The sequence below is a fragment of the Pantoea sp. CCBC3-3-1 genome (assembly GCF_007981265.1).
Classification (GTDB): Bacteria; Pseudomonadota; Gammaproteobacteria; order Enterobacterales; family Enterobacteriaceae; genus Erwinia.
On sequence record NZ_CP034363.1, the window covers coordinates 4,009,728 to 4,022,918 of the forward strand.

Sequence of the window (13,191 nt, forward strand, 5' to 3'; positions counted from 1 at the left end):
AAGGTTTACGACAAGCTGATCGGCGATGCCACGTTATCAATTGCTGATGCAATAGCGTCGTCCAGTGAGTCAGCTTCACGGTCAAATTCCAGATAAACAGAACGGCCATATGCGCAAATCAGCGCATCGTCACAGCCGCTTTCGAACAGCGCATCTTCCAGTCCTTCGGTCTCATACGTTACGCCTGAGAGTGTCAGAGTGAAGTTATAAAGCGCCATAGTACCTCTTCGTTTTTATATGGTTTTACGATGTTTTATGACTCGGTAAGAAGTGGCGTTAACCACTCCTTGTGGTTTATGGGCTGACTTACCTGATTGCAGAAAAACAGGATCGGCAAAGCCCGTTTATTTTGCATATTGAGCAAAATTAACGGGCTTTGCATTACCCTGGTAACGCATGTCCTGAACGGCATGCGTTACCAGGGTGTCCCCATCAAATTCGTGCAAACCTCATGGTGTCTTTTCCAGGCTTTTTATGTTTAGAGACGCCTGCCCGGATTGAGCAGCTGCTGACGCAGCTGCCGCCATTCGTCTTCGCTCATGCTGTCACTTAGCAGCCAGAGCTTCTCCTGCGCGCCTTTCGCCGAGCGTAACGTCAGTAACATTGCCTGCCGGGTAATCCACGGCCGACCGTGGATCTGCCATTGCTGTCGCCGCCACTGCATCTGACGCCCTTCCAGCAGCGCGATATCCCCTTCCCGACTGCGGATCCGCCGTTGGCTACGCACGCATTCAAACACCGCAAGCGTGACCAACAACATCCAGACCACCGTATAGCTGGCAGGCCAGGGGGCCAGCAGCAATGCCAGAATCACTACGCCGTGTAGCAGCAGGGAGATCCACTGGGCACGCCAGGAAACCCGCAGGTCAGAGTGCCACAGGGCCACGTTGCTGGTTTCGCAATTGAATCAAATTCACCATGCGCTTCAGCTCAGGATCGGCGGGTTCACCATGATTCATCAACCAGTTAAACAGATCGGGATCGTCGTTTTCCAACAGTCGAATAAACAGATGCTTGTCGCTGTCGCTTAGCGAGTCATATTCAAACTCAAAAAACGGCATGATGGAGATATCCAGTTCGCGCATGCCGCGACGACATGCCCAGTGAACACGAGCTTTATTACTAATATCCATTTTACCCATCGTCAGTCAGTCAAATATGGGCGCTAGTGTAGCGCTTTTTCGCGGGGATGTTGATGCAGCAATTTTCATCCTGCGTAATGGTTTGCAAAACAGCTGCATACGTTGCAGGGTTATCACGCGTTTTGTGCGTCATTTTCAGAAAACCGGTTGCAAAGCCCCCCGGCTCTTTTAACATGAGTAGCAGGGCTTATCTTACTTCAGGACTCAATCATGCCGACTTTCTCTTTTCCGCCGCGTCAACCTGCGGCTTCGGCGCGTCTGCCGCTTACGCTGATCTCGCTGGAAGAGTGGGCGCTGGTGAACGTAACGGGCGCAGACCGCGTCAGCTATTTACAGGGGCAGCTTACGCTGGATGTTGCGGCCCTCGGCGCCAATGCCCATCTGCCTGCTGCCCACTGTGATGCCAAAGGAAAAATGTGGAGCAATCTGCGCCTGTTTCATCGCGGCGAAAATCTGGCTTATCTTGAGCGCCGTAGCCTGCGGGACACGCAGATTAGCGAACTAAAAAAATATGCCATTTTCGCCAAAGTTGCGATTGAAGCCGATGATGAAGCCGTGCTGCTTGGCGTAGCGGGGTTCCAGGCGCGAGCGGCGCTGGCCGGTTTCTTCACCACGCTGCCTGATGCCGAAAACCCGGTTGTTCAGCAGGAAGAGTCGACTCTGCTTTGGTTCAGTGCTCCCGCAGAACGCTTCCTGCTAATTACCAGCGCGGATAAAGCGCAGGCGCTGCGCGAGTCACTTGACGGTCAGGCACAGTTCAATGACAGCACGCAATGGCTGGCGCTGAATATCGAAGCCGGATTGCCGGTAATTGATGCCGCAACCAGCGCACAATTTATCCCTCAGGCGACGAATATGCAGGCACTGGATGCCATCAGCTTTAAAAAAGGCTGCTATACCGGCCAGGAGATGGTCGCGCGTGCAAAATTCCGCGGAGCGAATAAGCGAGCCTTGTATTGGCTGGCGGGTTCGGCCGGGCGCATTCCCGCTGCAAATGACTCGCTGGAGATGAAGCTGGGTGAGAACTGGCGTCGCACCGGCACCATTCTGGCGGCCTGCCAGTTGGAAAATGGCGATGTTTGGGTGCAGGCAGTGTTGAATAACGATCTGGAGCCGGACGCTGAACTGCGCGTTCAGGGCGATGAAGGCGGCAAGCTGGCGATACAACCACTGCCTTACGCGCTGAGTTAATGTTTACCGGGGCCAGCGGCGGCCCCGGGTTTATCGTTACATGACGTAAAGATAAATGGCGAGGAAGTGGCAGATGCTTCCCCCTAAGACAAAGCCATGCCAGATGGCGTGATTGTAAGGGATGCGCTTTGAAACATAGAAAATCACGCCAAGTGAATAGACTATCCCGCCTGCTGCCAGTAGCCAGATCCCACCCGCAGGCAGCTTTAACGCCAGCTGATAAATCACCACCAGCGAAAGCCAGCCCATCAGCATATAAGTGATCACCGACAATGCCTCAAAGCGGTGAATAAACGCCAGCTTAAAGAGCACGCCTGCCAGCGCCAGACTCCAGATCACTACCAACAGGCCATGCGCCAGCGGCGACTTCAGACCCACCAGCAGAAAAGGCGTATAGGTACCGGCGATCAGAATATAGATAGCGCAGTGATCCAGCTTTTGCAGCCAGAGTTTAGCCCGCGGATGAGGAATGGCATGATAGAGAGTAGAGGCCAGAAACAGCAGGATCATACTGCCGCCATAAAGGCTGTAGCTGGTGATAGCCAGCGTATCTGCCCGGCTTTCTACCGCTTGCGACAGCAGCAAAACCAGCCCCACGATGCCAAAGATAAATCCGATACCATGACTGATGCTGTTGGCAATTTCTTCGGCCAGGGAATAGCCCTGGTCGAGTAATTTTTTATTAGCCATTGCAGATGTTCTCCATTTTCTCAAGCAGACAGGCTGAAGCCGCAGGGTGCGCAGACCCGACGTTTTGCTAAATCCTGCTCAGCCTGCCTGAAAAACGCGCACGATCAGCGTAGCGTAGAAAAATTTCAGAGTACACCTGTAAGCTAAAATAAACTGTGAGGGGCTGTTACCTGCCGCCTGCCGAATCGATAATGCTGCCGTCGGTTACCCATGCGTTTTCATATAAACGCCGAATAGAAAAAAGGGCACCTTATGTGCCCTTAATAATAGCGTCGCCAGCGGCGGAAAATTACTCGTACTCGCTCATCGGTACACAGGAGCAGAACAGGTTACGGTCGCCGTAAACGTCATCGAGACGCTTCACGGTCGGCCAGTATTTGTTATGGCTGCCTGCCGGGAACACCGCCAGCTCACGCGTATAAGGATGCGACCAGTCGCCCACAATTTCCATTTGGGTATGCGGCGCGTTGACCAGAGGATTGTCCTCCGCAGGCCATTCGCCTTCTGCTACGCGATCGATTTCCATACGAATTGCCAGCATCGCGTCGATAAAGCGGTCCAGTTCCAGTTTGCTTTCCGATTCTGTCGGCTCCACCATCAGCGTGCCGGCAACCGGGAACGACATGGTTGGCGCATGGAAACCGTAGTCAATCAGACGCTTGGCAATATCCAGCTCGCTGATACCGGTCTGCTCTTTCAGCGGGCGAATATCCAGAATACATTCGTGCGCCACGCGGCCGTCTCGCCCGGTATAGAGAATGGGATAAGCTGACTGCAAGCGGGTGGCAATATAGTTAGCATTCAGGATGGCTACCGAACTGGCCTGTTTCAGCCCTTCCGCGCCCATCATACGGATGTACATCCAGCTGATAGGCAGGATGGAGGCGCTGCCGAAAGGCGCAGCGGATACCGCGCCCTGCTGCGTCAGTACGCCATCAATCTGAACCACGCTGTGACCCGGCACAAACGGCGCGAGATGGGCTTTTACGCCAATCGGTCCCATACCCGGGCCGCCACCACCGTGAGGAATACAGAAGGTTTTATGCAGGTTAAGGTGCGAAACGTCTGCGCCGATGTAGCCCGGCGTGGTGATGCCGACCTGAGCGTTCATGTTGGCCCCGTCCAGATACACCTGCCCACCGTACTGATGCACAATCTGGCAGACTTCACGAATGGTTTCTTCGTACACGCCGTGGGTTGAAGGATAGGTCACCATTATGCAGGAGAGCGCTTCGCCAGCCTGCTCTGCTTTTGCCCGCAGGTCGTGCAGATCGATATTGCCTTGCTTATCACAAGCGACCACCACCACCTCCATTCCGGCCATTTGTGCCGACGCCGGGTTGGTACCGTGAGCGGAACTCGGGATCAGGCAAATATGGCGTCCGCCTTCGTTACGGCTTTCATGATAACGGCGGATCGCCAGCAGGCCCGCATATTCGCCCTGCGCACCCGAGTTTGGCTGCATACAAAGCGCGTCGTAGCCCGTTAGCTGCACCAGCCATTGAGAAAGCTGGCCGATCATTTGCAGATAACCGGTCGCCTGGTCCGCCGGACAGAACGGATGCATTTCCGAAAATTCAGGCCAGGTGATCGGGATCATTTCTGCGGCGGCGTTCAGTTTCATCGTGCAGGAACCGAGCGGGATCATCGCCTGATTTAGCGCCAGATCTTTACGCTCAAGGCTATGCATGTAGCGCATCATCTCCGTTTCGCTGTGGTAGCGATTGAAGACCGGATGGGTCAGGATAGCCTCCTCACGCAGCATGCCAGTCGGCACCGAAGCACTGCCGGCGGCCACCTCTTCATCCAGCGTCTCAATATCTGCAACATTGTCTTCGCCCAGCAAAACAGAAAGCAGCGCCGCGACATCTTCACGCGTGGTGGTTTCATCGAGCGTGATGCCTACGGCATTATGAATGTCGGTACGCAGGTTGATGCCGAAGCTCAGCGCACGATCCAATACGGCCGCTTTATCATCTACCTCAACGGTCAGCGTGTCGAACCAGCTCTGATGGCGCAGCGTTAACCCGCCTTTTTGCAGCCCAACGGCGAGAATATCGGTCAGGCGATGAATGCGGGAAGCGATGCGTTTCAGGCCTGCCGGACCGTGAAATACCGCATACAGACTGGCGATATTGGCCAGCAGAACCTGGGAAGTACAGATATTAGAGTTCGCTTTTTCACGGCGAATATGCTGCTCGCGCGTCTGCATTGCCATCCGCAGCGCGGTATTGCCAGCGGCATCGCGCGAAACACCGATAATGCGGCCAGGCATGGAGCGTTTGTACTCATCGCGGGCCGCGAAGAAAGCGGCGTGCGGCCCGCCGTAGCCCATCGGAACGCCAAAGCGTTGTGCAGACCCAAATACAATATCCGCGCCCTGCTTGCCCGGCGCCTGTAACAGCACCAGCGACATAAAATCGGCGGCCACGCTGACAATGACTTTCCGGCTTTTTAGTTCAGTAATTAAATCAGCGTAATGATGTACTTCGCCGGTTGTGCCTACCTGCTGTAACAGCACGCCAAACACATCCTGATGATCCAGCACCTTTTCAGCTTTATCGACCAGCACCTCAAAACCAAACGTTTCGGCACGCGTGCGCACGACGTCCAGCGTTTGTGGATGAATATCGTCAGCGACAAAGAAGCGGTTAGCCGTTTTCAACTTGCTGACGCGTTTTGCCATCGCCATCGCTTCTGCCGCGGCGGTAGCTTCGTCCAGCAGCGAAGCGGAGGCAATATCCAGCCCGCTCAGATCTTGCGTCACCTGCTGGAAATTGAGCAGTGCTTCCAGACGTCCCTGCGACACCTCAGGCTGATAAGGGGTATAGGCCGTGTACCAACCCGGGTTTTCCAGCATGTTGCGCAGGATAACCGGTGGCGTTAGTACCGGGGTATAGCCCATGCCGATACAGGATTTATAGCGCAAATTCTGGCTGGCTATCGCTTTCAGCTCCGCCAGAGCCTGATGCTCAGTTAGCGCATCGCCAATCGCTGGCGGCCCCGGTAGCTGAATATCAGCCGGAACGATGGAGGCGATCAGGTCGGAGAGCGATTCGGCGCCGGTCGCGTTTAGCATCGCCTGTTGCTGCTCCTGCGACGGACCAATGTGACGTTCGATAAAGGCGCCGGTGTGTTCAAGCTGGCTGAGAGTCTGGGTCATTAGCGAAAAATCCTGAATCGGGCGTAAGCGGGCGTATCCGCCTTACGTTGGCTACGGGTGGCGTGTCCACCCTTAAAAGTTACTCGTCGATGCTGGCTTTATAAGCATCGGCATCCAGCAGATTGTCCAGCTCGCTTTCATCGCTGGCTCTGATTTTAAACAGCCAGCCTTCGCTATAAGAAGCGCTGTTGACCAGCTCCGGCTCGCCATCTAACGCCGCGTTAACCTCAACGATTTCGCCGCTGAGTGGCGCATAGATATCGGAAGCGGCCTTTACCGACTCGGCGACCGCGCAGTCATCACCCTGGCTGTAGGTGGTGCCAACATCCGGGAGATCGACAAAAACCATATCGCCCAGCAGTTCCTGAGCATGTTCGGTAATGCCAACGGTATAGATGCCGTCCGCTTCTTTACGTACCCATTCATGGCTGTCACGGTATTTCAGTTCATTTGGCACATTGCTCATCACCAGCTCTCCTTTATGTTTATTGGTGGCGTATCCGGCCGATACATGACCGGATACCTCCTTTTATGCGACCGGTTTTCCGGCGCGAACAAAAATCGGTTTTGTCACTTTGACGGGCAGCTCGCGATTGCGGATCTGGACGATGGCCTGCTCGCCAATGCCTGCGGGTACGCGAGCAAGGGCAATACTACATCCTAAAGTCGGCGAAAAGGATCCGCTGGTGATAATGCCTTCCTGAAGATTGCCTGCCGCATCGGTAAAGCGCACCGGCAGCGCGTTACGCAACACGCCTTTTTCGGTCATGATCAGCCCAACCAGCTGTTCTGTGCCTCTGTTTCGTTGCGCCAGCAGCGCTTCACGGCCAATAAATTCGCGATCTTCAGGCTGCCATGCAACCGTCCAGCCCATGTTGGCGGCCAGAGGATTAACGCCTTCATCCATTTCCTGGCCATACAGGTTCATACCCGCTTCCAGCCGCAGCGTATCGCGCGCGCCCAGTCCGGCGGGCTTAACGCCTGCAATCACCAGCTTTTGCCAGAAATCGGCGGCCTGCTCATCAGGCAACGCGATTTCATAACCCGCCTCGCCGGTATAGCCGGTGGTAGCAATAAACAGATCCCCGGCCTGTACGCCGAAGAAAGGTTTCATTCCGGCAACGGCCTGACGCTGGGTCTCATTAAACAGCGCCTGCGCTTTTGCCTGGGCATGTGGCCCCTGAATGGCAATCAGCGATAAATCATCACGAACCCTTAGTTCAACGTTAAACGGCTGAACCTGCGAGGAGATCCAGGCGAGATCTTTTTCCCGCGTCGCGGAGTTAACCACCAGCCGGAAAAAGTCTTCGGTCATAAAGTAAACAATCAGATCGTCAATTACGCCAGCCGAAGCGTTAAGCATCGCGCTATAAAGTGCCTTGCCTGGCTGAGTGAGTTTGGCCACGTCGTTGGCGAGCAGATAACGAAGGAATTCACGGGTGCGGACGCCGTGTAAATCAACAATGGTCATGTGCGACACGTCGAACATTCCGGCATCGGTACGGACAGCGTGGTGTTCATCCATCTGCGAACCGTAATGAAGCGGCATCATCCAGCCGTGAAAATCCACCATGCGCGCGCCGCAGGCCTGATGCTGTTCGAACAAGGGAGTTTGCTGAGTCATATCAATCCTGTATGCAAGTTGCCAGGCGCCACGACGAGCGGGCGCAAACGATATCCTTCCTTCGAACTTATCACTGAACACGGCCTTAAACCATAAGTTAAACAAGGTCTGATTTTTTTAAGCCTTTTTTTACTACGCAAAGCGCTGTAGCTATTTACACCAATAAATGGCGCAATATTACGCATATATCTCATTATCTGCGCATAACTTCAGGTCAAAAGCCGTGTTTTTTCACTTCAGGAATAAATAAATGCTTTAAGCGCCAAACACACACATAAATAAAAGTAATGCGAAGATCGTAGCTAAATTAGAATTTTTCAAATGAGGCACAACGCTGGCGCAGCCATGCACAAGAAAAGTGCGCAGGCCGTTTTCTGCTATCGGGGAAGCTGAAATAAGAAGGCATCGAAAGGGGTGAGAACCCAAATTCCAGGCGCTTTTTTAGTCAGAAAATAGAGAGAAAGGGCGTTCCCGGAGCCTGGGAGTAGGGCTCCGGGTCAAACAAGCAGATTTAGCGCAACCACTCCGGCAGATCGTTAAGCCCCATCGCCTGCTTCAGCAGCCGTGGCTTCACGCCCGGCAGATTATCGGCAAGGCTCATACCAATATCCCGCAGCAGCTTTTTCGCCGGGTTATTACCATCAAACAATTCGCGGAATCCTTGCATACCGGCCAGCATCATTGCGGCACTGTGCTTACGGCTGCGCTCATAGCGGCGAAGATAAAGATGCTGACCGATATCTTTCCCCTGCTGATGCAGGCGTTTCACTTCACCGATGAGTTCAGCGGCATCCATAAAACCAAGATTGACGCCCTGCCCGGCTAAAGGATGAATGGTATGGGCTGCGTCGCCCACCAGCGCCAGCCGATGCGCCGCGAAGTTACGCGCATAGCGTCCCATCAGCGGGAAGGTTTTGCGTTCGCTTTCCAGCGTGCACAGGCCTAAACGCAGGTCGAAGGCAACGGAAAGCTGTTGATTAAACACCTCTTCCGGCATCGACTGTAAGCGGGTCGCTTCCTGCGGAGGAAGAGACCAGACAATGGAACAGAGATGCGGATCGCCCAGCGGCAGAAACGCTAAAATCCCATCGCCATGGAAAACCTGACGGGCTACGGCGTCGTGCGGCTGTTCGGTACGAATATTGGCAACCAGCGCGTGATGTTCGTAGTCCCAGAACGTCAGTGGGATATCCGCTTTGTTGCGTAACCAGGAATTTGCACCGTCCGCAGCAACCAGCAGTCGCGCACTCATCATCGTGCCATCGCTCAGCGTCACAAAGGCTTCATTATCGCCAAAAGCGACCTGCTGAAGTTCAGCAGGCGAAATCAACGTGATATCGCTCAGCTCGCTGGCTTTTTCCCACAGCACCTGGTGGATAATCGGGTTCTCGATGATATGACCAAGATGTGCCAGCCCCTGCTGGCCATCATCAAACGCAATGCGGCCAAAGCTGTCGCGATCCCACACTTCCATGCCGTGATAAGCACTGGCGCGTTTGGCCAAAATGCGCGTCCAGACATCAAGATGCTGTAGCAGCCGTTCACTGGCTGCATTAATCGCCGAAACCCTCAACGCGGGTGGCGCATCGGCTGATAACGTCTGCGGCGCTTCACGCTCAAGTACGGCTATTTTCATGCCGCTGCCCTGCAAACCACAGGCCACGGCCAGACCGACCATTCCGCCTCCGGCAACGATCACATCATAAGTTTGCATCACTGCTTTTCTCCTTAACGCTCGACCCAGCCTAACGTGCGCTCGGCCAGCAAATTACGCATTACCGGCAGGGAATCCATCGCCATCAGGCCCAGATTTCGTCCCAGCACCAGCGGCGTGTAGCGGTTAGCAAACAACCGGACCAGACTGTCGGTGATGCCAATAGTCGCCATGGCATCCGGCTGACGGCGTTGCTGATACTGCTGTAAAATGGCGTAGCTGCCCGGATCCTGTCCCGCGCGCCACGCGCCAGCCACGGTTTCAGCCAGCGTCATGACATCACGAATACCTAAATTAAAGCCCTGTCCGGCAATGGGGTGCAGCGTCTGAGCGGCATTGCCGACCAGCGCCAGCCGGTGGGAAACGTGCTGCGAGGACGCCTGAAGCTGAAGCGGGTAGCTGTGCCGCCGTCCGACCTGCGTAAAACGTCCCAGCCGCCAGCCAAACGCGTTCTGCAATTCACTGAGAAAGCGCTGTTCGCTCCAGCCATCGACCTCTGGCTTATCGGCTAACGGATGACACCAGACCAGCGAGCTACGGCCACCGGACATCGGCAGCAGCGCCAGCGGACCATGACGGGTGAAACGCTCAAAGGCTCGTCCTTCATGAGGCTGCGCGGTAGAAACATTAGCAATGACTGCAACCTGCTGATAATCCTGAGACTGCCACTGAATGCCGCACGACGCCGCGATGGACGAGCGTGAACCATCCGCAGCCACGATAAGCTGAGCCGCTAAGCTTTCACCATTGCTGAGCGAGACCTGAACCCGATCGGGCGTGCGTTTAACCTCTGTTACTTTTGCCGGGCAAACTGTCCGTACACCCGGCGCTTTTTGCAACAGAGCAAACAGACGCTGGCCAATATCATGCAGCTCGACCACCTGACCCAGCGCGGAAATACCGTAATCCTTTGCATCCAGCGAAACAAAACTGGCATGGCCCCGATCGCTAACGTGCACATGCGTGATCCCCGTCGCGCACGATTTCAGCGAGGGCCACAGATTGATCGCCGCCAGCTGTTGGCACGTGCCCTCGGCAAGCGCAATGGCCCGACCATCGTAGCCCGGATGAGACCGCGAGGAAGGTTCAGTGGCTTCCACCAGCGTGACCGCCAGCTGGCCCTGAGTAAGATGAGAGATAGCCAGCGCCAGCGTCGCCCCAGCCATCCCTCCGCCTGCAATAACAATACTCATTACGCTTTCGCTGCCGCCATCAGGGCTTCAATATCATCCGGGTCTTTTACCACGGTGTCCGTCAGGTTTTCGTTGCCCTGCCCGGTAATGATGATGTCATCTTCAATACGAATACCGATGCCGCGGTATTCAGCCGGAACATCTGCATCCGGCGCAATATACAAACCGGGTTCAACGGTGAGTACCATGCCTGGTTCCAGCACGCGATCGCGTTCGTTGCCGTAAAAGCCGACATCGTGTACGTCCAGCCCCAGCCAGTGGCTAAGCCCGTGCATGAAAAACTGGCGGTGAGCCTGTTCAGCAATCAGCGTCTCCACGTCGCCGCTCATGACGCCCAGCTCGACCAGTCCTGTCACCATGATCCGCACAACTTCAGCATTGACTTCACGGATGCTGGTGCCTGGCCGGAACAGCTCCAGCGCTTTGTAAAGCGAAGCCAGTACGATGTTATAGACCGCCCGTTGGGGCGCAGTAAACTTGCCGTTTACCGGGAAAGTACGGGTGATATCGCCTGCATATCCCTGCAATTCGCATCCGGCATCGATCAGGACCAGATCGCCATCGCGCATTTCTGATTCGTTTTCGGTGTAATGCAGAATGCAGCCGTTCTCGCCCGACCCGACAATAGTGTTATATGAAGGAAAACGGGCACCGTGACGGTTAAATTCATGTTGAATTTCGCCTTCCAGCTGATATTCATACATACCGGGGCGGCATTGCTGCATCGCTCTGGTATGAGCGAGCGCGCTGATGCGCCCTGCTTCACGCAGCATGGCCAGCTCGGCAGAGGATTTGAAGAGCCGCATTTCATGCACCCAGGGTCGCCAGTCGGTCAGCGTTGCCGGCGCAGAGAGATTTTGTCTTGAGCCCCGACGCAGTTTTTCCAGCGCGGCAAACAGCTGCGTATCGGCATGCGCGTACAACCCCTGAGCATGATAAACCACATCCAGACCGTTCAGCAGCTGAGGCAGCTGTTCGCTGATAGCGTCGTAAGGTAGCGCGCGATCGACCGAAAGCTTCTCTGGCGCAGCATCCTGCCCCAGACGGCGGCCAAACCAGATTTCAGCGGTTAAATCACGTACGCGATTAAATAAGACGCTGTGATTGTGGCTTTCAGCGCTTTTAATCAGCACCAGCACCGCTTCTGGCTCGTTGAAACCGGTGAAATACCAAAAATCGCTGTTCTGGCGAAAAGGATATTCGCTGTCATTGCTGCGGGTCGCTTCTGGTGCGGCAAAAATGACCGCCGCGCTGGCCGGTGCCATTTTTGCCAGCAGCGCCTGGCGACGGCGCACAAACTCTTGCTGGGTCATCAGCTTCTCCTGAATGCAGTCCATTTAATTCCGGCCCGTCCGACTAATGCAGGGTCGGTTTTTTGACTTCTACTGCGGTTGGCATTACGCGGGTAAAGGTGTCATGACAGAGCAGCGCCGCAACGCGCACGTACTCAATCACCTCTTCCAGCGACTGTTCCAACTCTTCCTGGTCTTCATCTTCATCATAGCCGAGCTGAGCAATGGTGCGCAGATCGTCAATGGCTTCACCGGTTTCCCCTTTCACTTTATCGAGCTTAGGCTGTGATACGCCCAGGCCAAGCAGAAAATGGTTCACCCACCCGGCCAATGCATCGGCGCGATCGAACACGGTGATATCGTCATCTTCCGGCAGATAAAGTTGAAACAGGAAGCCGTCTTCTTCCAGCGTGTCGCTGGTTGCCTGATGCAGCTGAGTAAGCGGCTGCGCCAGTGATTGCGAAAAGGCCATCCCTTCGTTAGTTAAGTCATGTACCAGGGCCTGCCAGCTACTGTCCTTGTTGCCACCGCAGAGAATTCCGCTAATCAGGCCATGCATTTCAGCAGGCGTCATGCCTACTCCCTGCTGCGTCATTGCTGAAGCCAGCGTGTCATAGCCCGGCATTGTGTTTGATAGTGACATACGTTTTGGTCATCGTTGGCTGGATAAGTTCGTGTTATGCTACCACCAGGTGCCTCTTTGATTCCAGAAAGGGGTTGTTTCTTCTGCCAGGGGTAGTTATAGTTGCGCCGCTCCCAAGCCTTTGAGCAGTAAGGGAGATTGGCGGCGAAGTAATCAGTCAGGATGGTTTTATGTCTGCACAGCCCGTAGATATCCAAATTTTTGGCCGTTCTTTAAGAGTGAATTGTCCGCCTGAACAGCAAGATGCGCTGAATCTGGCTGCCGAAGACCTTAATCAGCGGTTGCAGGATCTGAAAGTTCGCACTAGAGTCACCAATACCGAACAATTGGTGTTTATCGCTGCACTGAATATTTGTCATGAACTGGCGCAGGAAAAAATGAAAACCCGCGATTATGCCAGTAACATGGAGCAGCGTATCCGGATGCTTCAGCAGACCATCGAGCAGGCACTGCTTGAACAAGGTCGCATTACGGAGCGAACCGGAGCCCAATTCGAATAACACATCAGCGTTATCTGTGATACAGTGACGGTGAAGTAA

At 54.7% G+C, this 13,191-nt stretch carries 12 protein-coding genes and 1 pseudogene; 2 read left to right on the plus strand and 11 right to left on the minus strand.

The window, feature by feature from the left end; all coding sequences use genetic code 11:
- Positions 1-23: 23 nt before the first annotated feature.
- The 3 genes and pseudogenes from EHV07_RS18660 to sdhE form a co-directional block, all read right to left on the minus strand.
- A pseudogene (locus EHV07_RS18660) lies at positions 24-218 on the minus strand (DNA-binding protein); the annotation flags it as partial.
- 260 nt (positions 219-478) lie between these two features.
- Positions 479-886, minus strand: a complete 408-nt coding sequence (locus EHV07_RS18665) for a protein YgfX (protein ID WP_147199664.1) — start codon at positions 884-886, stop codon at positions 479-481.
- Positions 867-1,133: an FAD assembly factor SdhE gene (sdhE, locus tag EHV07_RS18670; RefSeq protein ID WP_147199665.1), complete on the minus strand. Its 267-nt coding sequence runs from the start codon at positions 1,131-1,133 to the stop codon at positions 867-869. Before sdhE ends, EHV07_RS18665 begins: the two co-directional genes overlap by 20 nt.
- Before the next feature lie 219 nt (positions 1,134-1,352).
- On the opposite strand from sdhE, the gene ygfZ reads away from it, so the two are divergent.
- On the plus strand, positions 1,353-2,333 hold the full coding sequence (ygfZ, locus tag EHV07_RS18675; protein ID WP_147199666.1) for a tRNA-modifying protein YgfZ: 981 nt from the start codon (positions 1,353-1,355) through the stop codon (positions 2,331-2,333).
- A gap of 36 nt (positions 2,334-2,369) precedes the next feature.
- Here ygfZ and EHV07_RS18680 read toward each other — a convergent pair whose 3' ends face one another.
- The 8 genes from EHV07_RS18680 to EHV07_RS18715 form a co-directional block, all read right to left on the minus strand.
- Positions 2,370-3,023 carry a hemolysin III family protein gene (locus tag EHV07_RS18680; RefSeq protein ID WP_147199667.1) on the minus strand — a complete coding sequence of 218 codons (654 nt, stop codon included), beginning with the start codon at positions 3,021-3,023 and terminating at the stop codon, positions 2,370-2,372.
- 289 nt (positions 3,024-3,312) lie between these two features.
- Positions 3,313-6,186 (minus strand): aminomethyl-transferring glycine dehydrogenase, encoded by a 2,874-nt coding sequence (gcvP, locus tag EHV07_RS18685; protein ID WP_147199668.1) that lies wholly within the window; start codon positions 6,184-6,186, stop codon positions 3,313-3,315.
- Between the two features lie 79 nt (positions 6,187-6,265).
- On the minus strand, positions 6,266-6,652 hold the full coding sequence (gcvH, locus tag EHV07_RS18690) for a glycine cleavage system protein GcvH (RefSeq protein ID WP_147199669.1): 387 nt from the start codon (positions 6,650-6,652) through the stop codon (positions 6,266-6,268).
- 63 nt (positions 6,653-6,715) lie between these two features.
- Positions 6,716-7,810, minus strand: a complete 1,095-nt coding sequence (gene gcvT, locus EHV07_RS18695) for a glycine cleavage system aminomethyltransferase GcvT (RefSeq protein WP_147199670.1) — start codon at positions 7,808-7,810, stop codon at positions 6,716-6,718.
- Between the two features lie 511 nt (positions 7,811-8,321).
- A complete protein-coding gene (ubiI, locus tag EHV07_RS18700; protein ID WP_147199671.1) occupies positions 8,322-9,524 on the minus strand; it encodes an FAD-dependent 2-octaprenylphenol hydroxylase in 1,203 nt (400 codons plus the stop codon).
- Positions 9,525-9,538: 14 nt separating this feature from the next.
- Positions 9,539-10,717 (minus strand): 2-octaprenyl-6-methoxyphenyl hydroxylase, encoded by a 1,179-nt coding sequence (gene ubiH / locus EHV07_RS18705; protein WP_147199672.1) that lies wholly within the window; start codon positions 10,715-10,717, stop codon positions 9,539-9,541.
- On the minus strand, positions 10,717-12,030 hold the full coding sequence (gene pepP / locus EHV07_RS18710; protein WP_147199673.1) for a Xaa-Pro aminopeptidase: 1,314 nt from the start codon (positions 12,028-12,030) through the stop codon (positions 10,717-10,719). The genes ubiH and pepP overlap by 1 nt, the downstream gene beginning before the upstream one ends.
- Before the next feature lie 43 nt (positions 12,031-12,073).
- The gene (locus EHV07_RS18715) at positions 12,074-12,652 is read right to left on the minus strand and encodes a YecA family protein (RefSeq protein WP_147199674.1); all 579 of its coding nucleotides are present in this window, start codon (positions 12,650-12,652) and stop codon (positions 12,074-12,076) included.
- Positions 12,653-12,822: 170 nt separating this feature from the next.
- Here EHV07_RS18715 and zapA point away from each other — a divergent pair, with 170 nt between their 5' ends.
- The gene (zapA, locus tag EHV07_RS18720) at positions 12,823-13,152 is read left to right on the plus strand and encodes a cell division protein ZapA (RefSeq protein WP_147199675.1); all 330 of its coding nucleotides are present in this window, start codon (positions 12,823-12,825) and stop codon (positions 13,150-13,152) included.
- The last annotated feature ends 39 nt before the right edge of the window (positions 13,153-13,191 follow it).

Coding starts and splice junctions, on each gene's coding strand:
- sdhE (WP_147199665.1), bottom strand. CDS start 1,133: ATGGATATTAGTAATAAAGCTCGTGTTCACTGGGCATGTCGTCGCGGC.
- pepP (WP_147199673.1), bottom strand. CDS start 12,030: ATGACCCAGCAAGAGTTTGTGCGCCGTCGCCAGGCGCTGCTGGCAAAA.
- gcvP (WP_147199668.1), bottom strand. CDS start 6,186: ATGACCCAGACTCTCAGCCAGCTTGAACACACCGGCGCCTTTATCGAA.
- gcvT (WP_147199670.1), bottom strand. CDS start 7,810: ATGACTCAGCAAACTCCCTTGTTCGAACAGCATCAGGCCTGCGGCGCG.
- ubiH (WP_147199672.1), bottom strand. CDS start 10,717: ATGAGTATTGTTATTGCAGGCGGAGGGATGGCTGGGGCGACGCTGGCG.
- EHV07_RS18715 (WP_147199674.1), bottom strand. CDS start 12,652: ATGTCACTATCAAACACAATGCCGGGCTATGACACGCTGGCTTCAGCA.
- ygfZ (WP_147199666.1), top strand. CDS start 1,353: ATGCCGACTTTCTCTTTTCCGCCGCGTCAACCTGCGGCTTCGGCGCGT.
- ubiI (WP_147199671.1), bottom strand. CDS start 9,524: ATGCAAACTTATGATGTGATCGTTGCCGGAGGCGGAATGGTCGGTCTG.
- zapA (WP_147199675.1), top strand. CDS start 12,823: ATGTCTGCACAGCCCGTAGATATCCAAATTTTTGGCCGTTCTTTAAGA.
- EHV07_RS18680 (WP_147199667.1), bottom strand. CDS start 3,023: ATGGCTAATAAAAAATTACTCGACCAGGGCTATTCCCTGGCCGAAGAA.
- gcvH (WP_147199669.1), bottom strand. CDS start 6,652: ATGAGCAATGTGCCAAATGAACTGAAATACCGTGACAGCCATGAATGG.